This window comes from Vaginisenegalia massiliensis (genome assembly GCF_900604935.1).
GTDB lineage: Bacteria > Bacillota > Bacilli > Lactobacillales > Aerococcaceae > Vaginisenegalia > Vaginisenegalia massiliensis.
Window position 1 is genome coordinate 14,621 of sequence record NZ_UWPC01000004.1, and the last position, 22,261, is coordinate 36,881.

Annotated in this window: 19 protein-coding genes and 1 pseudogene; all 20 read left to right on the forward strand. The window is 37.2% G+C overall.

Features of this window, described 5'->3' with window-relative positions:
• The first annotated feature begins 35 nt into the window (after positions 1-35).
• The 20 genes and pseudogenes from EIH20_RS03270 to EIH20_RS03365 all read left to right on the forward strand — a co-directional run bounded on the left by EIH20_RS03270 (position 36) and on the right by EIH20_RS03365 (position 22,186).
• Positions 36-5,738 (forward strand): DUF4011 domain-containing protein, encoded by a 5,703-nt coding sequence (locus EIH20_RS03270; RefSeq protein ID WP_124057938.1) that lies wholly within the window; start codon positions 36-38, stop codon positions 5,736-5,738.
• Between the two features lie 217 nt (positions 5,739-5,955).
• The gene (locus EIH20_RS03275) at positions 5,956-6,726 is read left to right on the forward strand and encodes a hypothetical protein (RefSeq protein ID WP_124057939.1); all 771 of its coding nucleotides are present in this window, start codon (positions 5,956-5,958) and stop codon (positions 6,724-6,726) included.
• Between the two features lie 183 nt (positions 6,727-6,909).
• The gene (locus EIH20_RS03280) at positions 6,910-7,425 is read left to right on the forward strand and encodes a P-loop NTPase family protein (protein WP_124057940.1); all 516 of its coding nucleotides are present in this window, start codon (positions 6,910-6,912) and stop codon (positions 7,423-7,425) included.
• 13 nt (positions 7,426-7,438) lie between these two features.
• The gene (locus EIH20_RS03285; protein WP_124057941.1) at positions 7,439-8,257 is read left to right on the forward strand and encodes a metallophosphoesterase; all 819 of its coding nucleotides are present in this window, start codon (positions 7,439-7,441) and stop codon (positions 8,255-8,257) included.
• A gap of 117 nt (positions 8,258-8,374) precedes the next feature.
• Positions 8,375-9,115, forward strand: a complete 741-nt coding sequence (locus EIH20_RS03290; RefSeq protein WP_124057942.1) for a MerR family transcriptional regulator — start codon at positions 8,375-8,377, stop codon at positions 9,113-9,115.
• Between the two features lie 23 nt (positions 9,116-9,138).
• Positions 9,139-9,648: a DNA-deoxyinosine glycosylase gene (locus tag EIH20_RS03295; RefSeq protein ID WP_124057943.1), complete on the forward strand. Its 510-nt coding sequence runs from the start codon at positions 9,139-9,141 to the stop codon at positions 9,646-9,648.
• Positions 9,649-9,805: 157 nt separating this feature from the next.
• Positions 9,806-10,573 carry a tRNA threonylcarbamoyladenosine dehydratase gene (locus tag EIH20_RS03300; RefSeq protein ID WP_124057944.1) on the forward strand — a complete coding sequence of 256 codons (768 nt, stop codon included), beginning with the start codon at positions 9,806-9,808 and terminating at the stop codon, positions 10,571-10,573.
• A 6-nt stretch (positions 10,574-10,579) separates the two neighbouring features.
• Positions 10,580-11,401 (forward strand): TatD family hydrolase, encoded by an 822-nt coding sequence (locus tag EIH20_RS03305; RefSeq protein WP_124057945.1) that lies wholly within the window; start codon positions 10,580-10,582, stop codon positions 11,399-11,401.
• Positions 11,402-11,497: 96 nt separating this feature from the next.
• A complete protein-coding gene (locus tag EIH20_RS03310) occupies positions 11,498-11,884 on the forward strand; it encodes a GntR family transcriptional regulator (protein ID WP_124057946.1) in 387 nt (128 codons plus the stop codon).
• On the forward strand, positions 11,874-12,713 hold the full coding sequence (locus tag EIH20_RS03315; protein ID WP_206424096.1) for an ABC transporter ATP-binding protein: 840 nt from the start codon (positions 11,874-11,876) through the stop codon (positions 12,711-12,713). The genes EIH20_RS03310 and EIH20_RS03315 overlap by 11 nt, the downstream gene beginning before the upstream one ends.
• Before the next feature lie 5 nt (positions 12,714-12,718).
• Positions 12,719-13,369, forward strand: coding sequence for an ABC-2 transporter permease (locus EIH20_RS03320; protein ID WP_124057948.1), 651 nt, complete (start codon positions 12,719-12,721; stop codon positions 13,367-13,369).
• 222 nt (positions 13,370-13,591) lie between these two features.
• Positions 13,592-14,497 (forward strand): alpha/beta fold hydrolase, encoded by a 906-nt coding sequence (locus EIH20_RS03325; protein ID WP_124057949.1) that lies wholly within the window; start codon positions 13,592-13,594, stop codon positions 14,495-14,497.
• Positions 14,498-14,580: 83 nt separating this feature from the next.
• On the forward strand, positions 14,581-15,123 hold the full coding sequence (locus tag EIH20_RS03330; RefSeq protein WP_124057950.1) for a glutathione peroxidase: 543 nt from the start codon (positions 14,581-14,583) through the stop codon (positions 15,121-15,123).
• Between the two features lie 122 nt (positions 15,124-15,245).
• Positions 15,246-16,628 carry a DUF4767 domain-containing protein gene (locus tag EIH20_RS03335; RefSeq protein ID WP_124057951.1) on the forward strand — a complete coding sequence of 461 codons (1,383 nt, stop codon included), beginning with the start codon at positions 15,246-15,248 and terminating at the stop codon, positions 16,626-16,628.
• Between the two features lie 194 nt (positions 16,629-16,822).
• Positions 16,823-17,263 carry a VOC family protein gene (locus EIH20_RS03340; RefSeq protein ID WP_124057952.1) on the forward strand — a complete coding sequence of 147 codons (441 nt, stop codon included), beginning with the start codon at positions 16,823-16,825 and terminating at the stop codon, positions 17,261-17,263.
• A gap of 12 nt (positions 17,264-17,275) precedes the next feature.
• On the forward strand, positions 17,276-17,644 hold the full coding sequence (locus EIH20_RS03345) for a VOC family protein (RefSeq protein WP_124057953.1): 369 nt from the start codon (positions 17,276-17,278) through the stop codon (positions 17,642-17,644).
• Positions 17,645-17,658: 14 nt separating this feature from the next.
• A complete protein-coding gene (locus EIH20_RS03350; protein WP_124057954.1) occupies positions 17,659-18,162 on the forward strand; it encodes a phage tail protein in 504 nt (167 codons plus the stop codon).
• 11 nt (positions 18,163-18,173) lie between these two features.
• Positions 18,174-18,722 carry a DUF1697 domain-containing protein gene (locus tag EIH20_RS03355; RefSeq protein ID WP_124057955.1) on the forward strand — a complete coding sequence of 183 codons (549 nt, stop codon included), beginning with the start codon at positions 18,174-18,176 and terminating at the stop codon, positions 18,720-18,722.
• A 166-nt stretch (positions 18,723-18,888) separates the two neighbouring features.
• Positions 18,889-21,447, forward strand: coding sequence for a bifunctional lysylphosphatidylglycerol flippase/synthetase MprF (mprF, locus tag EIH20_RS03360; RefSeq protein ID WP_124057956.1), 2,559 nt, complete (start codon positions 18,889-18,891; stop codon positions 21,445-21,447).
• Between the two features lie 151 nt (positions 21,448-21,598).
• Positions 21,599-22,186 (forward strand): annotated as a pseudogene (locus tag EIH20_RS03365) (HD domain-containing protein).
• The last annotated feature ends 75 nt before the right edge of the window (positions 22,187-22,261 follow it).

The window sequence follows — 22,261 nt, forward strand, 5'->3', positions numbered from 1 at the left end:
TAGAATAATTAAATTCTTTCTGAGGAGAAGAAAAAATGACTTTAACGGAAAAACTATTGACAACCGATTTTAATAACCAGTTTGAAATAGATGTCAATTGGATTGGAATATTAAATTACAGCTTAATTCAAGCAAAGCTACCTTTTATTAATGAAATAATTATTCGAAATAACTCCGATATGGATATCCAGGAGACAGAGTTATCTTTAGATTTTGAATTTGAGCACATTGAATCTCAAAAAATAAACATTCCTAAGATCTCAGAAGGTAAGGAGTATAGATTAGATCCTAAATTAATTTTTAGAGCGAAAAAAGTATTTGAACTAACTGAGACAATAATGGATTGTTTAAGAATAACTTGGACTGACAGTGAAGGAACGCAACTCGCACAAAAATCGCTTCAATTTGATGTTTTGCCAATGAATCAATGGACTGGAAGTAAAATTTTTCCAGAAAGTTTAGCGTCATTTGTACAACCCAATACTCCGCAGATAATAAATTTGCAAAAACGTGCTTCTCAACTATTAAAAAAACGAACAGGTTCTTCTGCTTTTACTGGTTACCTAACTGATAATAAAACAGAAATTTTAAATCAATTGGCAGCAATCTATGGGGCAATATATGAACAGAATATTGCGTATTCTGTAAACCTTCCTGATTTTTCATCTGTTGGGCAAAGAATTCGGACTCCTCAAGAAATACTTCAGTATAAAATGGGAAATTGTATTGAGATGGCAGTATTATATGCTTCAGTAGCTGAGAGTTGTGGTTTTCACCCATTTGTTATCCTTACGAAAGGACATGCTTTTGTTGGAGTTTGGCTAAAAGAAGCTCTCTTTGATGAAAATATTATTACTGATTATACAGAACTATCTAAAAGATTGTCATCAGGGATTAATGACCTAGAAGTTATTGAAGCTACATATATGAATGAAGGTCAAAAAAAGTTATTTGATCAGGCTATTCGTAGTGCTCGAGGAACACTAGAAAATATTGAAGAATTTGAGTTAGTAATTGATATTAAGAGAGCTCATTTCATGGGAATTCGACCTATGCCAATATTTGTTGAACAGGATGGAGAAACAAAGCTCATAGATTATGGGTTGGCAGAAGATGCTATTAATCAAGCGGCAAATATTAGATCTATTGAAGAATATTTTTTAGATACTTCGAAAAAAGAAGCTGTTGATAAGCGTAAAATTTGGATGAGAAATTTGCTGGATTTATCTAAACGTAATAATTTGATATCTTTTCGGCCTGGGCCAAAAGCAATACAACTTTTTAATTCAGACATTGGACAGCTCGAGGACGCTCTTTCAAACGGTCAATCGTTTCTTATAAAAGAAGCTTTTAATGATTGGGAAATTAGCAAAAAAAAGATTAATTTTGTTGATGTTGAATCCAACAAAGAAGTAATCTCACAATTAAGTTTAGCTGAATTTAAAGGGAAAAAGTTACGTACATTCTTATCTAAACCAGAGTTAGATAAAACACTTAAAACAATTTATCGAGAAACTCGAATATCAATTGAAGAAAATGGTTCAAGCTCTCTATTTTTAGCAGCAGGATTTTTAAGATGGATTGATCCTAAAGATGAATTAGACCAGAATGGGAATCCTGTTAGTCGCTTAGCTCCATTAATTCTTTTGCCAGTTGATTTGATTAGGAAAAATAATCAAAGTTACACTCTTCAATTGAGAGATGAAGATGCACAAATGAATATTACTTTGTTAGAAATGCTAAGACAAAATTTTAACCTTAATATTTCTGGTTTAAATCCACTTCCCGAGGATGAAGCTGGTGTTGACATTCAATTGGTTTTTAATTCTATTCGTAAAGCAATAATGGAATTAAAAGAGTGGGATGTATTAGAGATAGCAGTTTTAGGAAATTTTTCTTTTAGTCAGTTTGTCATGTGGGATGATTTGAATAAACGATTTGATCGCTTGATTGAAAATAAAGTAATTCAATCACTTGTTGATGGACGCTATTATGAAAGTAATAATCAGTTTCAAAGTGAAAATTTGGAAGATACTGAATGTTTAAGAAAAATAATTACACCTACAGATACAGATGCTAGTCAGTTATTAGCAATTGCAGAATCTGCAAAAGAATCTAGTTTCGTTCTTCATGGACCTCCTGGAACGGGTAAGTCACAAACTATTACTAATATAATTGCGAATGCATTATATAATGGAAAAACAGTATTGTTTGTCGCAGAAAAAATGGCAGCTCTTTCTGTTGTTGCTGAACGTTTAAACCAAATTGGAATCGGGGATTTTACGTTAGAAGTACATTCAAATAAGACAAAAAAACAAACGGTATTAGATAAATTTGGTCAGTGTTTCGATTTGAAAATATTTGAAGATGACAATGAATTCCAACGTAAATTTGATCAGATCTCGGAAAAAAGACAACTTTTACATGATATGGTATTCGAAATTCACAAACCTCAAAAAATAGGAAAGAGTATCTTTCAGTTAATTCAATGGAATGAGTCGTTAACAAATATCAGTGATGTTTTGAGTTTTTCGGAGGAAACAGTTGCAAACTTTGATCAAAATCAATGGGAATTGGTTTTACAGAGCGTTAAAAGATTATCTGTTGCTAATAAGGGATTAAGTAAGCCAGTTCATCTTCACCCACTAAGACACTTTCATCTGGCAAATTATGAATTACAATCAAAAGAAAAATTGAGAAATGTGTTGCAACAACTGAAAGAATTGCTTGAAAATAATACTAATGAAAAATCCGGATTTAAATTTGAATGGCTTAAGCAAAGCAATCGGTTAAATCAATTAATAAATTTAGTGGAATTATACGAAAAACATAATATTCAGTTTGATGTAGATACAAGTAATTGGTTGAAATTGCCGGATGTTGACCTATTGAAAAATTTGAAGGATCTCAATAAAAAGCAATCAGAATTACTTCAATTAAAGGAAGATTTAGAAAAAGTATTTATCAGCAAAATTGATACTTTGAATTGGCAACAAATAAAATTAGAAATATTAAATGCTAAACAGTCATTTATTCTTACCCGAGGAAAAAATATTAAACGAGCACTCTTACCTATATATTCAATTGCTAAAAAAGATGTAATGCTTGATGATGATTTAGCTATATTATATTTAGAAAAAATTGGAAAATATCAAGATTTAAAATTGGAATGCGATCAACAACTCAAGTACTTCAGTGAAAATTTAGGGTATTCTTTTAATCAAGATTTTAATAGTAAGGATAGCGTTTCAAATGTAATTTGTTTACTTGAGCACTTGAAAAATAATCATTTATATAATTCTGATGTTTTTCAAGACATATTAGTAGTTCAGTCAAAACGTCAAGAAAGAAAACTTTCAGATTTTAAGAAAAATCTTGTCGAGATTCAAGAATTAATAACTGAGTTTTTAACTTTAACTGGTTATAGTGACTTGATAAACGATCAGGATGCGAAATCATTACTTGAAAAAATTATGCTTTGGCAATTAAATTTGGATTATTGGAAAGAATGGTCTCAATTCTATAAGAATATATTGGATCTGGATGCATTGGGCTTAACTGAAATGGGCGAATATATTAACCTTTCTCAAAATCAATCTAGTCAATTTAATATTTATGAAGTATTTCTTGCAAGTATTATTCCTACTTTGATTAATTTATATGTAGGACAATCTAAGTTGATCTCCAATTTTAGTGGCCAAAATTACGATGTAATAGCTTCAGAATTTAACGAACTTACAAATAATTATGTGTCTTTAGCGAAGAATCAAATAGTTATGAATTTAAGTAGTAACATTCCAGATACAAAAACATGTTCCGACGAGGAAGCTAAACAAATAGCTCAATTAAAAAAAGCAATACAAAGTAAAGGACGTGGCCTTTCAATTCGTAAGATTTTCCATGAAAACAGTCAAATTATTAGGCGTCTGACCCCTTGTTTTCTTATGAGTCCATTGTCTGTGGCGCAATATATCGATATGGATTTTCCTAAATTTGATTTAGTTATTTTTGATGAAGCTTCTCAAATTAAGACTTCTACTGCGATTGGAGCTATGTCACGGGCAAAAAATTGTATAATTGTTGGTGATCCTCAACAAATGCCCCCAACTAATTTTTTTGGAACATCAAAAATTGATGAAGATAATTTGTTAATTGAAGATTTAGAGAGTTTATTAGAGGATTGTCTTTCAGTTAATATGCCTCAGAGATATTTAACACATCATTATCGCTCTCAAAGTGAAAGTTTAATCTCCTTTAGTAATAAAATGTACTACGATAATAAAATGCTTACTTTTCCTTCACCGCATGATCGTACGTCAAAGGTTTCCTTTATTAAAGTTGAAGGAGTATATGATCGTGGAAATACGAGAACAAATAAACCAGAAGCCCTCGCTATTATTTCTGAAATTAAGAATCATATTTTATCAGAAAATTCTGATTCAATTGGTGTGATTACATTTAATGTATCACAACAAAATTTAATTGATGATTTGCTTCAAAAAGAGTTAAGTAATGATCCAGTTTTTGCTGATAGCTTTACTAATATGTCAGAACCAATATTTATAAAAAACCTCGAAAATGTTCAAGGGGATGAAAGAGATAAAATATTATTTTCGATTGGATTTGGCCCTGATGAAACCGGGAAATTTTATCAAAACTTTGGTCCGTTAGGTCGTCCTGGAGGATGGCGACGTCTTAATGTAGCTGTATCTCGGGCACGAAAAGAAATGAAAGTTTTTTCAACGATTACTGCGGACGATATAAATTTAACTGCTCGAAGTCAGGAAGGTGTAAAAGGCCTTAAGGAATTTTTATTGTATGCACAATCAGGAACTCTGGAAAACAGAAACATTAAAGATAATTTATCACAAAAAGGTATGATAGAAAGTATAGCTAATTATATTCAACAAAAAGGATTATCAGTAGATATTAATGTAGGAAATTCAGAATTTAAAGTTCAAATCGCAATTGTCAACCCAATCAAGCCAAAAGAATATTGTGCGGCAATTCAAATAGATAACCAACAATTTGCAAAAATAAAAACTACTGACGATCGTGTGAGATTAATACCTAAAATATTAAAAAATAAAGGTTGGGAGATTTTATATATATGGTCAATTGATTGGTTTGAAAATAAGAACTTCGAATTGAGTAGAATAGATAAATTTTTATCTCCCTTTTTAAATAATAATAATTTAGAAAGTGTATATAATCAAACGGTTCAAAACATTGGGAATTCAAATTTAGTTGAGGGCGAGAACAATAGTAGTGAGTTAGAAAAAATACGTATTGATTCAAATATTTTTGACAGTGAAGAGTTAGAAAAAGATACCATATGCAACAACCATTCCGTTGAGAATTGCAAAAATTCATTCGAAACTGTCATTGAATCGTACAGTATTCTTAAGCCTGAGCAAATATTTCCAAATCATCTATTTAAGAATCAGCCTAAGATTGATATTGAGATTGCTCAGAAGATTATTTCACTAGAAGCTCCTATCCATATAGATGTGCTAAAAAGAAGAATACTTTCTCACTACGATAAGGTCAAATTAACTAAAGTTTCTAATGAATATTTGGAGATGATTCTTACAAAAACAAAATCAAAAAAGAGAATAGAAGATGGAGAATTGTTTTATTGGGGCCAAATAGATTATCGTAATTATCATCAATTCAGGATACAAAATAAGCCAGATATTTCTTTGATTAGTAGTATAGAATTAAAAAATGGCTTCTAAACAATTATTGTTAATTCTAGGGAAATATCAAAAATAGAATTGGGAAAATCAATGTCAAATATGTTAGGCTTTTCTAGAACGACAGAACAAATGATGAATCATTATGAGAAAGCATTAAATACTTTAGTTAGACAAAAAATCATCGAAATTAAGAATGAAATTATCTACATTAAATAATAATTTTGCTATTTTTGAACAAAATTATTGGAGGGTCACTATGAATAAGGTCACGATAAGAAAATGGCAGTTTGGCAAATTAATGATTACCGGTGTTTTTGCCCTAGTATTCTTAGCGATAGGCTTATTATTGGGCTTCTTTTACTTGCAAAATAATGATGATGCCTTGCTTTTTGGCGCTGTTGTAATGTTTGCCGTAGGTCTTCCAGCGACCGTAGCTATGATTCGTATGGTCCGTGAACAAAAGGTCATTGGGAATGAATTCTATTCACTTGACCAAGGCCGAGGATCTCGCGAGCTCCTTGACCGGGCTCGCCAAATAGAAAGTCGTTTGAAAGGAACCCCTTTCTTTGTTGAAACTAATGAGGATGGAATCCGAATTTTGAGTGAATTGACTGAAAAGAATGAAGCCAGTTTGACTGCGGGCAGAACGGTCTATAAACCGGGAGTTATTTTGCTAAAAACGGGTCAGCTCAATAAATATAAACAGTTATCCTTAGATGTAAAGGTGGAAAAAGACGGAGATACTTATCAACTAACGCCTTTTTTGATTGGCGGCAAGCAGATGTCTATTTCTGTTCAAGGAGAAGTGAACCCCAAAGATGGCACAATGACTTGGGAGCATTTCGTTGCTAATAATGAAAATGATATTGATGCCTTGTTAAAAGAAATTGCCAAGCAAGATGGTTGGAAAACAGGCTTTAACGCTGAAGCCAATTTTGCTTTATTGATGGCGCTCTTAGGCGGTGGTGGTGCCTTATTAACAATCATTGGTTTTATCATTCGAGCAATTCTTGGGTGGTTGAAATAATATTTTGAAGGATTTATGACTAAGGACGACATATGATATAAAAAAGAATGCCGATTATTTTAGTCGGCATTCTTTTGTTTGGGCTTGGTGTTTGACAGGTCTATACTAGTAACCTATTATCAAAGTGAATATAAGCTTTAAATACAGTTTCTTAGTTTTCTCCTAATGGATGGAGGTAAGTAAATGAAAATTGCGATTTTAGGTTATAGTGGATCGGGGAAGTCGACTTTAGCACGTTGGTTGGCTGAGCAAGATAATTTAGCCGTTTTGCATTTGGATCAAGTTCAATATTTACCTGATTGGCAAATTCGAGAAAAAGATGAGCAGCTAGACTTGGTTCGAACCTTTATGGAGAACCAAACAGACTGGGTTATTGATGGCAATTATTCAAATATTTATCTAGAGCAACGATTAAATGAAGCAGATTGGATTATATTAATGCAAGTTAATCGGTGGGCAGCCTTGCGGCGTGTCATTCAACGCTATCGTATTTACAAAGGAGTCACACGACCTGATTTAACCGATGGATGCAATGAAAAGCTAGATTGGGATTTTATCAAATGGATTATATGGCAGGGGCGAAGCCGGAAAAAACGTCGACATTTTTCTGATGTTCGTCGTAAATATCAAGAAAAGACAGTACTTATTAAGAATCAAAGCCAACTAGATCAATTAATGCGCGAGTGGAATCAGATCTAAAAGAGGTGACACCATGCGAACAAAACAAAAATGGCTGGCCGGATTTTGCCTAGTAGGTTTGCTTATTACTGGATCAGTTTGGGGTAATACAGCCTTGCAAGTGACTCACTACCAGATAAAGCAAGAGAACTTACCTAGTTCCTTTAATCATTTTCGGATTGTACAATTGTCGGATTTGCACAATGCCGAGTTCGGTCAGGCGAACCGGGATTTAGTGACTCAAGTTCGTGAACAAAAGCCGGATATGATAGCTTTAACGGGGGATTTAATGGATGCCTATCATCCGGATATCGCTGTTATCAGACGTTTATTGCCTCAGTTAGTTAAAATAGCCCCATGCTATTATGTGACGGGGAATCATGAGGCAGCATTGCGAAGTCGATATACTGAGTTAGTGCAACTACTAAAAAGCCATGGTGTAAAGCTAGTGGCGAATCAGTCGCAAGTTATTTCGAAAGGTGATGAACAGATTCTAGTGACGGGGCGCCATGATCCGCGATTTAGTCAATCAATGCCGAAAGTTGAAAAACGCAAGGCGTCATTGATTATCCTATTAGCCCATCGTCCCGAGCGATTCGATGAATATGTTGCTGAAGAAGCTAATTTGGTCTTAAGTGGACATGCCCATGGCGGTCAAGTTCGGATTCCTTTCCTTGGCGGACTCATCGCACCTAATCAAGGTCTATTGCCGCAATATGATAGCGGACTTTTTCATAAGCAAGAAACCACGATGATTGTAAGCCGAGGGCTCGGTAATAGCATAGTCCCACTTCGTGTCAATAATCGACCCGAAATTGTGGTCGTGGATTTATTAAACGCAAACATCGAATAATGGTCCATTTTTTCGCTAGATGCTAGTAGCTGAAAGACTATAGCAGAATTTTTCTAAATGTCTTGACCCTGACCTTTGGTCATAGTTTACACTAAAGCTAATGAAAGGGGTGGCGATATGAAAACCATTAAAGAAGTGAGTCAACTTGTAGGGATTAGTGTTCGTACGCTACAGTATTATGATCGCATCGGGTTATTGAAGCCAAAGGAACGCAGTCAGGCCGGGTATCGCTTGTATGATGAGGAAGATTTGCGGCTTTTGCAACAAATTTTGCTATTTAAAGCCTTGGAATTTCCATTAAAAGAAATCAAAGCGATTATGGCGAGTCCGTCTTATGATCAGCAAGTTGCTCTGCAACAGCAAATTGACTTATTAACTCTAAAGAAGGAACATCTAGAAAATCTAATTGTTTTTGCTCAAGGATTAAAATTATTAGGAGTGAATTATATGGATTTGAAAGTGTTTGACACACAGAAAATAGATGAGTACGCTGAACGGGCCAAGGAATACTGGGGTAAGACGCCAGCCTATCAAGAATATCAAGAGCGGCAAAAAAGTCGCACCCGTCAAGAGGACGAATTTGCTGGTCAACAAATCATGGACGTTTTTGTCAAAATGGGGAAAATTAAATCAGATGATCCCAAAGGAGATCAGGCACAAGCACTGGTTAAAGAATTGCAGGACTTAATTACGGCGAATTTTTATACTTGTACCAATGACATTTTACTTGGCTTAGGCCAAATGTATGCCGGTGGCGGGGAGTTTACGACCAACATTGATCAAGCTGGCGGTCAAGGCACAGCTATTTTTGTCAAGGAAGCCATCGAGTATTATTGCCAAGCTAAAGATGAGAACTAACTAGTCGCTTGAAGGAGGTAACCATGACTACAGAAAATACCCGTCATCAGACCATTATGCATCCGCTTCAACCTTTATTTAATGAGAAGTCTAAAATATTAATCCTCGGTTCTTTTCCATCAGTCAAGACCCGGGAATATGGTTTCTTTTATGGTCATCCGCAAAATCGCTTCTGGCCTGTGATGGAGGAGCTATTTGATGAGACGCTATCAAAGGATATTGAGGGGAGACGTCAATTCTTATTGCGTCACCATCTGGCGGTATATGACTCAATCTATCAGTGTGACATTATTGGCTCGAGTGATGCCAGTATTCAAAATGTTGTTCCATCAAACTTGGAGCCCATTGTGCAAGCAGCTGAGATTAGAGAAGTATTTTGTAATGGGGCTACCTCCTATAAATATTATCAAAAGTATCATGCTCAACACTTAGGGTTGCCAGGGCAAGTATTACCTTCGACTAGTCCAGCGAATGCACGATTTCGTTTAGCAGATTTAGTGGAACACTGGCAGAAAATCCTTGAATATCTTTAAACTCCGCTAAAAGCAAAGCTCCGTATCAGTCACTAGATACGGAGTTTTTGCTTTGAAAATGGATATTTCCTTAACTAGTCTGTTAGGCTATACTTAACGGGTGCAGATAAGCTAGCAATTAGACTAGCCTTTAGAAATACATAAAGGATGATAGAAGATGCAAAAAGATATACAAAACGAACGTTATTCTCGCCTACGCTTAATTTTAAAAGATCAAGGCTTAAGTCGACTTTTAGATTCAACAGTCATGGTTCTGGGCTTAGGTGGCGTCGGATCGGCGTGTGCTGAGGCTTTAGCGCGCGGCGGTGTGGGAAATCTTATCTTGATCGATAGGGATATCATTGAAGCTAGCAACATTAACCGCCAAGCCCTAGCTTTTACTTCGACGGTTGGTAAGGTTAAAACTGAGGTAATGGAACAAATGGTTGCCCAAATCAATCCGGATTGCCTAGTTTACACCCAACAAAGCTTCCTCAACAAAGATAATATCGATCAGATATTAGGCTCCTTTCCGCGACCTGATTATGTGATCGATTGTATTGATACCGTTTCGCCCAAATTAATGGTCGCCCAATGGTGTGGCCGTCACGGTATTCCTCTTTTATCTGCTATGGGAGCCGCAAATAAGTTGGATCCTCAGTTTCTTCGCTTTGCCTATATTGAAGATACGGTGAATTGCCGCTTATCCAAAGTCATGCGACGAGAATGTAAGCAAAGGGGCATTCAGCAGCTAGAAGTTCTTTTCTCAACTGAGTTAACCCAACTAATTGAAAATCCAGAAAGTTCGGCAAAGGCGGATACACTTGGATCCATGAGCTATATGCCACCCATCATGGGGCAAATGCTAGCAGGTAAAGTTATCCGCCGCTTAGCTAGTCTAGAAAACTATACGGTGACACCGCGTGTGATTGATTTAAAGGAGTAGAGGTCGATGGTTTATCTGGACACTCACTATCATTATGATTTTTTACCCGCAGGGGCTTGCAGACAAAGTTTTCTGCAAGTCTTATTTGAGCATGAGATTCAGCTTGTGGCTCAGACTCTTTTGCCGAGTGGCTATCAAGACTTGGTAGAAAGTGAGCAAGATCAGGCCTTAAAACCTTTATATTCTATAGGCTTCCACCCTTGGTGGATTCAGTCCACCAAACAAGCGGAGCAAGAATTGGCTATTTTTGAGCGCTTATTGCCCACGACCCATTTGGTTGGGGAAATAGGTTTGGATTTCAGCCCGCGACGCTTAGAACAAGCTAGCGAAAAGGTGCAAGTAGAAGTCCTAAATAGCATCTTACAACAAGTTATCAGTCAAAGTCGGCAAACTGATACTTTTTATATTCTTTCCCTACATTCAGTCCGATCGAGCACAGTAGTGATTGATCTGTTAGAGGCTTGTCAGGTTTATCAAAGCAAGGTCATTCCAATTCTTCATCGCTTCAACGGGACCAGTGATGACTTGATGCGTCATATTCGACTTGGCGGCTACATATCGGTAGGAAGTCAGATGTTAGCAACCAAGAAGGGACGCGCCTACGCAAAGCAAATCCCTGCTGATCGACTCCTATTAGAGAGCGATCTACCTGCTAATCCGCTTGTTGACGATGAATCGACTACTCTAGCTCAAGATCAGGCCGAGTTTCTGATTCACAATTTGCAAGATACAGTGGAACAATTAACGTCAATTAGAAAAGACCAAGTCTTAGCACATATTAAGCAAACGCAAAATTGTTTATATGGAATAGATGAAGCAATGCTGTGATAAAGAATCCAACTCATGTCTTTTTAGACATGGGTTTTTATTTGACCTAAGTTATAGACTGTTATATACTGTTATATAAATAAAGGGGGTTAGCAGTTGAAAATCATTTTAAAAAATGGACAATCCGTTCCCTTGTATGAACAGATTAAAGAAGCCATAAAAGGAAATATTATGGAAGGTCGATTGGAGGATGGCGAGATGCTCCCGTCGGTTAGAACCATGTCCAAAGAATTGAAAGTGAGTATCTTAACCGTTAAGAAAGCTTATGACGAATTAGCTGAAGAAGGCTTTATTGAAGTCCGCCAGGGCTTGGGAACGTTTGTGGCTGAGAATAACAGTCTCCTACGTCAAGAAGAAAAACAAAAACAAATGGAGACTAAGTTAATCGAAGCTATTCAATTAGGACATGAAATCCAATTGGATAAAGAGAGTTTTATGACTTTAGTGCAATATTTATATGAAGGAGAAAGTAATGGAAAATAAAGTAGAAGTTAGACAATTAGTTCGGGATAGTGACAATTTCAAGCTAGGTCCGCTTAGTTTCACAATTCCTAAGGGCTTTGTGACCGGCTTTATTGGTCGGAATGGAGCGGGTAAGACGACAACGATTCGAACAATTTTATCATTACTTCATCATCAAGGAACGATTTTAGTTGATAATCAACCGATAACTTCATTGGACTATCTACAAGATGTAGGATTAGTGATGGATGAACCGATTTTGGGTAAGGATTGGAATATGAAATTGGTCAATCAAGCCATGAAAGTGGGTTATCATGCATGGGATGAGACTTGTTTTTACCAGTATCTTCGCCGATTCGGTTTGGCAGAGGAGAAGAAAGTGAGTCAACTATCCCGTGGTATGAAAATTAAATTAATGTTAGCGATTGCCTTATCTCATCAAGCAAAATTATTAATTCTTGATGAACCGACGAGTGGCTTGGACCCTATGATGCGGGATGAATTTGTTAGTATCATTCAAGAGTTTATGGAGAAAGAAGATCATACCGTTCTGTTTTCTACCCATATCACCCAAGATTTAGAAGCGATTGCGGATTATATTATTTACTTGGATCAAGGACAAGTGGTGTCAGCCACGACAAAAGAAGACTTTGTTGACCAATTCCGTTTATTAAAGCTAGATGAAGCGACTTTACATGAACTTCAGTCGGAATCTATTTTAGGACTCAAACGAGGGCAAGTAATCAATGAAGTATTAGTTCATCAGCATGATCCTTTATTGGTATTACTGCTACCACAAAGCGAAATAGTATCTATTGATAAAATCATGTCGTTATATGGAAGGAGATAAGCGAGATGCAGAAAATTCTTAAGTTTGATTTATTAGCCATGAGACCATATTTTACCTGGAAGAATCTTTTTATTCTGGTTGCTCTATGCGTATTTTATTCATATTTCACTAAAAATTTATTAGTGAATTTTATGGTAGCGCAAATGTTTGCCATCATCTTTGCCTCCTATCCCTTTTTGGTTGGTGACCAAGTTGGCTTAGACTCCCTCTTCCGAATAACCGGGATAAAACCGGACACGGTAGTATATGGTCGTTATCTTACGGGCTTATTAATTTGCTTATTTAGTGTATTGGTAGGTTATTTGATGAGTATCATCATGGCTTATCTAACAGGATTTTCCTTTGATATGGATCAATTGGGGCCCCTTTTTATCACCTACGTGTTATTTACTAGCCTAGTGATTGGATTTCAATATCCTATCTATTTCAAATATGGCTATTTGAAAGCCAAAATGGTAATGATGTCCTTCTTTTTAATTTTGGGTTTATTGGCATTTTTAGTAAGCCATTTTAAGGAGGAAGTTATGGTTATGGGCACGTGGTTGATTCACCATTCAGTATTAATGGTTATGATTGGGATAAGTTTGTTATTTTTAATTTTTTTAGGATCAATTACTCTTTCACGAAATATTTATCGCCATAAAGATTTTGCTTAATCCCTTTGCCTATCGCATTAAAGAGTAGTCTAAGAGAAATAAATAGGTCTATCTATAAGAATCATTGTAATACCGAGACAGTTTGTGTCAGCTTCATGATCCAAAAGTATGTCATCGAGGCGATAATGAACTTAGTTTCGGTATTTTTGTTTTAGTTTATGATGCGAATACCTAGGTTTGCGTGGTAGAATTGAAGTTAAAGCTAGGGGAAGGAGTGTTGAAATGCAAAAGGATCAATTTGAAATAAAAACACTATCAGGAATAGTCTTCAAAGGCCGTCAATGGTTGTTACATGATGCTCAAGCGAATCTCGTATTTTTAACAGGAATGATGGAGCATTCAGGACGATATGATAATTTTGGTCGTTATCTAAATCAGCGAGGAATCAATCTTTTTGTCATGGATCAATTGGGCCAAGGCTTGAACGTTGAGCAAATCTCAGATCTGCAAAAATGGCCTCAAAATGCGTTTCAATTGAGTCTAGAAGCCATTGAATGCGTGCGCATCATGGCCAGTGAAAATGGCTTGCCGACCGCTATGGGCGGGCACTCTATGGGATCCATTATGATGCAAGCTTATTTAGAAAACTATGTCCATCCCAATTTGAAAGCCATAATTATGGGAACAATGGCAGGTCCTGCCATCATGCAAGAAGTGGCATACGGCCTTTCTCGATTACTGGTCAGACCAAGTCGACGGGATCTAGCTCATCCTATATTAAATTATCTAGGAACTGAAGGTTTTAAGCGTTCTATCAAAGGTTACAAAACGCCCTTTGACTGGCTTTCTTATAATGAAGCTAATGTTCAAGCCTATCTTCAAGATGACTTTTGCGGTGCCAAAAACACAGGGGGCTTCTGGCAAGAATTCCTTCGCGGTACGAAAGATATTTGGCGGTCAGCCAATCTTAAGCGAATTGATCCAAGCACGCAGCTTCTCTTAGTTTCAGGCCAAGATGATCCAGTCGGAGGATGCGGTAAGGGTGTGAAGTGGCTAGAGGCCAGACTGCGAAAATATGGGATTCATCAAGTTGAGACTATTTTATATCCGCGTATGCGCCATGAAATTTTAAATGAAGAGGGCCACCGACAGGTCGAAGAGGACATTGTGGATTTTATCTTCAGATAAGCAAATGGTTTTATCACGGTGTCTATCATAGGCACGTTATTTTCGAAAAGAGAGTACAATAAAAGAATAATAGGAGGCTGTCTATGTCAATTTATGATTACAGTGTGACTTCCGGCGATGGCCGAGAAATTTCATTAGCGGAATACAAGGATAAAGTGATTTTAATTGTGAATACGGCAACTGGCTGCGGCTTTACACCACAATATGAGGCCATTGAAAAGTTATATGAAGACTATCACGATCAAGGGTTAGAAGTAATAGATATTCCATGTAATCAGTTTAAGAATCAAGCGCCTGGTTCTGATGAAGAAATCCAAGCTTTTTGTCAATTGCATTATCATACTCAATTTCTTCAAATGAAAAAGAGCGATGTGAATGGTCCAGATGCGCTCCCTCTTTATGGCTATTTGAAGGAACAAAAAGACTTTGAAGGATTTGGTAAAAGCGCTAAAGCTCTGGCTATGGCTACGATGTTATTGACGATTGATAAAGATTATAAACATAATCCAGACATCAAATGGAATTTCACGAAATTCGTCGTGGACCGTCAAGGCCAAGTGGTGGCTCGTTTTGAACCGACGGCCGATATGAAATTAGTTGAAGCTTGCATTAAAGAGTTGCTCTAGTTTGTTAGCCCGTTTTCCTCTTGGGAAACGGGTATTTATTTGTTTGACCAAAGTTTAATTTTTTATAAATAAATTGTTGTGATTTATTAAAAGTGATGTTAGACTCAACTTGAGGTGAGAAGATGAAGGCATTGAAAAAAGGTATGACTCTATTTGTAATGATAATGCTATTTGGTTTAGCGTTACCTTATTATTCACTAGTGGAAGCTAATGACTTAACAAAAGACAAGGCGTGGTATGAGCAACTCGATCAAGATTTCAAAGCGTGGGCTAATACGATGAGTCAAAGCTATACTTGTTATTATCCTGGTCGAAAAACTGATTTTCGTCACGCAGGGTTGACGTTAGACCAAGTTATGGAAAAATTTACCCTTAATGGTCAAAAAGTCAGTATTAGTTTAGCGGACCAGACAACGACTAACGCAGATTATATCATCCAAAGTATTTATAGCACTTATAATGAGCAAGACGTGACAGCACGGTTAATCACTTATTTTATTGTTGAACATAAGGGGCAATATATGACCTTGGTTTGTGAGCAGACGGATCCGTCTCAAGCCATGGATTTCAAAATGACGGCCAATCAAGATTTAACTGCCTTAGTCCAAAATTTAGCTCAAACAAAGACGGCGAAAACACCCGGTCAAAATAAAGCTGTTAGTTTCAAACAAGAACCGGAGCTATTGAAAGATGGTTACCAACGGTTTGATGATTTCCTCAAGAATAAGTACAGTGCTGGACCAAGCAATTTTTTCCGTTTTCTAGGAGGGCCTCAGACGGATGCTTATGGGAATCCTAAATTGGTTGAGATTATGATTGATGGAAAGTCTTATACTGAATGTTGGGATGAATCCCTGAATCCTGACTATCACTTTGTGACGACGATTGTTAACGAGAATTCTCCTTACAATTCCTTTACCATCGTCAAAATTCCGCATAAGTTCGAATTTTTTGTCGTTGAAGGTTTGGAAGGTAACCAGTATCAAAAGGTCGAAAATAGTTATTTAATTGAAGGTTATATTGAAGCAATGTATGGAGACGACGCTAAGAATATGACTGCTAGTCAAGAATCCGAGAGTGTGACTGCTTCGTCATCATCATTATCATCCTCGGAAGATTTAGCGGACTTATTTAATCATCGCGAGCAAAGTTATTCATCCCAGGATTTTGAGCACTATGTTCGTCAGATTATGCCTGACCTTGTTCCAAGTCAATCACCGATGGAAGTTGGTAAGCAATATGAAATTCCACCAACTGAAGGGGGACAAAATTTCCTTGTTTTTATCGATGAGACAGCCCCAGGTGCGTTTATTTTTCATTTTTCTCAAGGAGGTCCTGGCTTTTCATTTGAAGGGTTTGCAGTTGAAGACTCGCTGAATATTGTGAACTGGCATCGGGGACCTGACGGATCAGTGAGCGTACTTAACCGTCAATCTTTTGAACAAGTAAAAGAATTTCCAATCAATATGGCTCAATACGAAGCCTTTCAAAATTTAAAACATTAAGAAATAAGGAAAAGCGAATTAGTTTCGTGCTTCAAATCATAGTGAGCTAGCAGAGGTTAGCTCACTATTTTTGCAAGTGATTTTGATAATGAATAACTAGTGTAAATTTGCATAGTCAGGTGAGGAATTTCCGTTGCTTTATTCAAACGTATATAGTAATATACGGTATCACGAAAAATGAAGGAGCTAATTCCATGATAAAATCGATTGAATTGTATCTCGTTACTAACAATCAGGGTCTTGAAGCCGTCGACTATTATAGCCAAGTTTTTCAAGCTGAAATCAAATCTTGCACGACTTTTGGTCAAGCTATGCCTAACACACCTGAAGAAAATAAAAACTTAGTCTTGAATGCCAGCTTAGATATTCAGGGTATTCGTTTACAAATCTCTGATCATGGTCCTGGCCAAGATTATGTCCAAGGAACCAATATGACTGCTTGTATAATGGTTGATACAGCCCAAGAAGCCCGGAAATTGTATGACAAATTAGCTGAAGAAGCCCAACAAATTAATTTGGAACTTCAAGAAACACCGTGGAGTCCAGCTTATGGGATTGTGGTTGACAAATTTGGTATGACTTGGCAAATCAACACTGAAATTGATGGCTTCGTTTCTGAAACGGTTCGTTTCTAAAGGAGTAAGTACATGTTTAGTAATCATACGAATATTATGTTGTATGTGGAGGATGTTGCTAAGGAGAAGGCGTTTTGGCAAGCCATTGGTTTTATCATTTTAGCTGAAGAAAATTTAATGGGTTTTGAAAGCTTTGAGATGAAGTCGCACGAGTCAAGTACAGCTTATTTTACAGTTTATGATTGGACTTTTATTCAACAAGTTTCACCCGAAGTGGTTGATTTTAAACCGAGTATCTTATTCGAGTCGGATGATATTGAAGCCTTACACAGCAAAGTAGGGCAAGTAACTGAGACGGTAAGTCCAATTAGACAAGAGCCTTTCCCTAATTTTAACTTTGCTTCCCCGAGTGGTCATTATTATGCGGTTAAAGGAATATAGAAAGGAAGACAAAGATGATTGTTGATTTTAAAGATGTCTCAACCCAAGGGCTAGAATCTTCTCCTGTATCTCCTGCTTTAGCTGGTTTGCGGGCCAATGAAGCGCGCTACTTTTGGAATAAATTTAAAGTAGAATTTGAAACGGTTCCTGTAGCCGAAAAAGCTGATCTTATGGCCGATATTAATCAATTGTTGCAAGAAGAGCGCGATTTGGTCTTTGCGGCGAAACCCCTTGAACTTGCGCAACACCTGCTTGAAGATCGAATCCTGTGGACCCATGTCTTTTATGAGGACGGCTTAGCTATTAATGTCTTATATGAATTGGATAATCCTAAGAAACGAGCCGTTGGTCTAAAATTGTCGGATGGCATGGAAGTTCCTCTTGAACTGGTCGATAAATTTAAGTTCGCTCGCCAAAAATCGAAGTTAGCGGGTACGATTCGTGGTTCATACTTTGTCATTAAAGGGGATCATCAAGCGATGATTGACCGTTGGCTTCAAGAGGTACAAGGCAAATAAGGTAGAAGAAAATGGAATATATCTTATTCTTACGTGGTATCAACGTAGGTGGAAAACATAAAGTGGTGATGGCTGAATTGCGTCAGGATTTAAGTCAGTTAGGTCTGGATTCGGTTAAGTCTTACATTAATAGCGGCAATCTCTATTTTGTTTCCAACCTTACCGAAGACGCCTTAGAAACCTTATTGGAAGAGTATTTTAATAGTCACTATGATTTTCCTATAGCCTTTGCCCTACTTTCTGGTCCAGCTTTTCAAGCGGAAATGGACAACCAACCTAATTGGTGGCAGGAAAATCTTGCTCGTCGAGATGTTCTCTTCTTCTCACGTCGAGTCAATCGCCAAGAAGTCGAAGCTAGTTTAGCCTCCATGTCATTAGGAAATGAGGAAGTTTTCTTGGGGCAGCGGGCGGTCTTTTGGGGTAAGCGCGATGAAGCGGATTACTTGAAGACGGCTTATCACAAACAGTTGGGTAAACAGGCCTACTATTCAGAGGTAACAATCCGTAATGCCAAGACCTGTGACAAGATGTTAACATTTCTGCAGCACACTCAAGAATAATCGAGATAGTTGAAGTCTCCCGTTCTCACATAAGAGAGAACGGGAGACTTTTTTGCTTAAATTTTAAAAATGAGTGAAATTATATGGAATAGTCTAAAAAAATTAATATTTATCCGTTATAGTGTTCGGTATTGAATCATAATTTAGGGAGAAATTAGGGAAAAATATGAAAAGGATAGTAAATATTGTTAAGCGCTTTTTAAAACCTTTATTTTTTATTGGGGTTTGCGTGTTAGTCGTCGTTGAAATGACCCGGCTAAGTCATGAATTTTCTTGGGATCGATTGCAGACAATAATCTACGATGTAGGTTGGCTTAAGTTAGCGATCATGGCTATTGTCTCGGCTTTAGCGGTGACGCCGATGTTGTATTATGATTTTTTGTTTAATCGCTTTCTGGGATCGCGCTATTCATGGCCCTATATTTTAGAGCGGAGCATCACAATCAATAGTTTTAACAATTTAATTGGTTTTGGTGGTCTGATTAATATTGGTTTACGTATGCAGTATTTTACTGATCATCATGAAGACAATTCCTTGTTAAAAGTCATTGTAAAATCTTTCTTGTTTTATTTTGTCGGCTGTTCATTCTTAGCTCTAGTGGCCTTGATTTATTTATATGTAGGACATAGTTGGTTAATAGAGGTCTATTGGCCCTGGTTAATCGGCGGGATTCTCTATTTTCCAGTGGTATATGGTCTATCAAAATGGAAACAGACGGAAGCGAGTCATTTGCCAAATTGGGTTATTTTGCAACTCTGTTTGACTTCCTTACTCGAATGGTTGGGAGCCTTTTTGGCATTCTTATTGATTGGCTTTTTCTTAGGGGTTAAGTTGCCCGCTATGACAATTTTGGTCATCTTTATTGTGGCTAATCTAGCCGGACTGGCTTCGATGATTCCTGGTGGAATTGGTTCCTTTGATTTATTTATTTTGACCAGTTTCGATTTGTTAGGTTTAGATAATGAATTGGTGCTTTCTTGGATTTTGTTGTATCGGTTATTCTATTACGTGGTGCCATTTTTAATGGGTGTTTTCTTCTTTGCTAAAAATTCAGGGAAGCTCTTTGATGAACAAAATGAAGGCATTCCTTCCAAAATACTGCGTTCACTCGGTTTGGATATCTTAGCTTTCTTATTATATTTTATCGGCGTGGTCTTGATCTTTTCAGCTACCATTCCGGATAAATTAAGTCATATTCACTGGTTGAGTCATTTTAGCCAGTCAGACGCGAATATTATTTACCAATTTCCAAGTATTTTATTAGGCTATGTCTTTCTGGTGTTAGGTCGGGCCATGCGCCAAAAGGTGGTCCGTGCTGGCAAGTTGACGCTAGTCTTATTACTGGTAGCTTTGGTATATGCTTGGTTGACCCAGTTTGGGTGGATGATGTTAGCTTCTTTAGGGCTTGCCTTAGCTTTAGCTTGGTTCAGTCGACAAGACTTATATCGCCAACAGCTCATTTATTCACTTGAGGCGTGGACCATTGATGGCCTTTTAATGACAGTCGTAACCTTTATTAGTGCCATTGTAGCCACTCGCAATTACATGGTCTTTCATCATCTAACGCGTCAACAGGCCTTTTTACCAATGGAAGTTTCCTTGTGGCGTATTAGCTTCTATGTCGTTGGGATTGGTGTGTGTTTGTTTGGGCTAATTCGTTATTTAAAAGGACCTAAACATTCTTTGGGTGAAGCGATTGCTGAGACGGACATTGAACAGCTAATTCAAACCTATCCGGCGCCTACCACAGCCGGTTTAGTATACTTGGGAGATAAGGAAGTTTTTGTTTGGCGACAAGCAGATGGTCAAATAAGAGCCGCTTTGCAATTCTTTACCTGTCGAGATCGGGTAGTGGTAATGGGCATGCCCTTTGGGGACCCAGAGGCCTATCCGGCTTTAACCACAGCTTTCTTGGAACAGGCAGACTTGTGGGGCTATAGCCCAGTGTTTTATGAGGTTTCGTTAGACTATACGATGATGCTTCATGATTATGGCTTTGAATTCAGCAAGTTTGGTGAAACGGCGCGAGTAGATCTGACAGCTTTTAGTCTAGAAGGGCGAGCTCGCAAACCGCTACGAAATGTCATGAATAAATTTGCTAATTTGGGGATGAGCTTTGAAGTCATCCAACCCCCTTATAGTCAAGATTTGTTACAACGACTCCAAGACGTTTCAACGATTTGGCTCAATGGGCGAAATGAAAAGGGCTTTTCTTTAGGCTTCTTTGATGACGCCTATTTACAAAAAGGACCGATAGCACTGGTTCGTAATAAAGAGGGCCTTATTGTGGCCTTTGCCAACGTGATGCCTGTTCCTAATAACGCTAGTTTAACAATTGACTTAATGCGCTTTGATCCGGATTTGGCACCGAGTGGGACCATGGATTATCTTTTCTTACAGTTATTTGATTATGGACGGCAACAAGGTAAGCGACAATTTGATTTAGGGATGGCGCCTTTAGCCAATGTGGGTATCAATGAACACAGTTTCGTCCACGAGAAATTGGCTTATCTGATTTATCGTTTAGCAAATAAAACCTATTCTTTCCAAGGCTTGAGGAACTATAAGCAAAAATTTGCTAGCGAATGGGAACCGGTCTATACCAGCTATTCCCGCCACTCTTGGTTGCCCTATACAATTATGACTCTCTATTATATTGATGCGTTGGCCTATAAGCGAAAGAAAGAACATGATTATTTGGCCAAGGGCTCGTTGAATCGTTAATCTTTAATGAAAATGAGGCGGTAGACTGACACGGGTTGGTCGACCGCTTTATTTGTTTTAATCAAGCTGATTTAGGGATCTATAAAATCATGTTACTTTTTGAAGTAAACTGGTAAAATAATAGCTATGAATGAGCGAAGGGGTAAAGTGAATGGATCAACGATTACAACAGCAATTAGACTTTATTTTGGAAGTCGATAAGGTGAAAAATATTTTTCGCCAAACCCATTTAAGCGGGGGTGGTCGCCGGGAAAATGATGCGGAACATTCCTGGCATATGGCGTTAATGGCTTATTTGTTACGTGAATATGCGAATGAATCAGTGGATATTGCTAAAGTCATGGTGATGTGCCTGATTCATGATATTGTTGAGATTGAAGCGGGAGATACCTATGCTTATGATGAAGAAGCTAAATAAAGTCAGAAAGAGCGGGAAGATTTAGCCAAAGAAAAAATTTATTCCCTTCTTCCGGCAGATCAAAAGCAAGAATTGATTGCTTTGTTTGATGAATTTGAAGCTTTTGAAACACCAGAAGCAAAATTTGCCCGTGCTATGGACAACATGCAACCCTTAATTCTCAATGATTCGAATGACGGAGAAGATTGGCGTGCTCATAATGTCACAGCGCAACAAGTCTACGGCCGACAAAGTAAAACCAAATTAGGTTCAGAAACTTTATTCCAAGTAGCGGATGGTATCTTACAAAAGCACATTGAAAAAGGGAATCTTGGAAGCTGAGGATAGGAGTTTCTTAGGACATTCCTGAACATATAAGTGGAATGGTTAAAAAGAAAATTGAGAAAAACCAATAGG

Excerpts from the sequence above, each read along its gene's own strand:
- EIH20_RS03270 (WP_124057938.1), top strand. The coding sequence starts at position 36 with ATGACTTTAACGGAAAAACTATTGACAACCGATTTTAATAACCAGTTT.
- EIH20_RS03275 (WP_124057939.1), top strand. The coding sequence starts at position 5,956 with ATGAATAAGGTCACGATAAGAAAATGGCAGTTTGGCAAATTAATGATT.
- EIH20_RS03280 (WP_124057940.1), top strand. The coding sequence starts at position 6,910 with ATGAAAATTGCGATTTTAGGTTATAGTGGATCGGGGAAGTCGACTTTA.
- EIH20_RS03285 (WP_124057941.1), top strand. The coding sequence starts at position 7,439 with ATGCGAACAAAACAAAAATGGCTGGCCGGATTTTGCCTAGTAGGTTTG.
- EIH20_RS03290 (WP_124057942.1), top strand. The coding sequence starts at position 8,375 with ATGAAAACCATTAAAGAAGTGAGTCAACTTGTAGGGATTAGTGTTCGT.
- EIH20_RS03295 (WP_124057943.1), top strand. The coding sequence starts at position 9,139 with ATGACTACAGAAAATACCCGTCATCAGACCATTATGCATCCGCTTCAA.
- EIH20_RS03300 (WP_124057944.1), top strand. The coding sequence starts at position 9,806 with ATGCAAAAAGATATACAAAACGAACGTTATTCTCGCCTACGCTTAATT.
- EIH20_RS03305 (WP_124057945.1), top strand. The coding sequence starts at position 10,580 with ATGGTTTATCTGGACACTCACTATCATTATGATTTTTTACCCGCAGGG.
- EIH20_RS03315 (WP_206424096.1), top strand. The coding sequence starts at position 11,874 with ATGGAAAATAAAGTAGAAGTTAGACAATTAGTTCGGGATAGTGACAAT.
- EIH20_RS03320 (WP_124057948.1), top strand. The coding sequence starts at position 12,719 with ATGCAGAAAATTCTTAAGTTTGATTTATTAGCCATGAGACCATATTTT.
- EIH20_RS03325 (WP_124057949.1), top strand. The coding sequence starts at position 13,592 with ATGCAAAAGGATCAATTTGAAATAAAAACACTATCAGGAATAGTCTTC.
- EIH20_RS03330 (WP_124057950.1), top strand. The coding sequence starts at position 14,581 with ATGTCAATTTATGATTACAGTGTGACTTCCGGCGATGGCCGAGAAATT.
- EIH20_RS03335 (WP_124057951.1), top strand. The coding sequence starts at position 15,246 with ATGAAGGCATTGAAAAAAGGTATGACTCTATTTGTAATGATAATGCTA.
- EIH20_RS03340 (WP_124057952.1), top strand. The coding sequence starts at position 16,823 with ATGATAAAATCGATTGAATTGTATCTCGTTACTAACAATCAGGGTCTT.
- EIH20_RS03345 (WP_124057953.1), top strand. The coding sequence starts at position 17,276 with ATGTTTAGTAATCATACGAATATTATGTTGTATGTGGAGGATGTTGCT.
- EIH20_RS03350 (WP_124057954.1), top strand. The coding sequence starts at position 17,659 with ATGATTGTTGATTTTAAAGATGTCTCAACCCAAGGGCTAGAATCTTCT.
- EIH20_RS03355 (WP_124057955.1), top strand. The coding sequence starts at position 18,174 with ATGGAATATATCTTATTCTTACGTGGTATCAACGTAGGTGGAAAACAT.
- mprF (WP_124057956.1), top strand. The coding sequence starts at position 18,889 with ATGAAAAGGATAGTAAATATTGTTAAGCGCTTTTTAAAACCTTTATTT.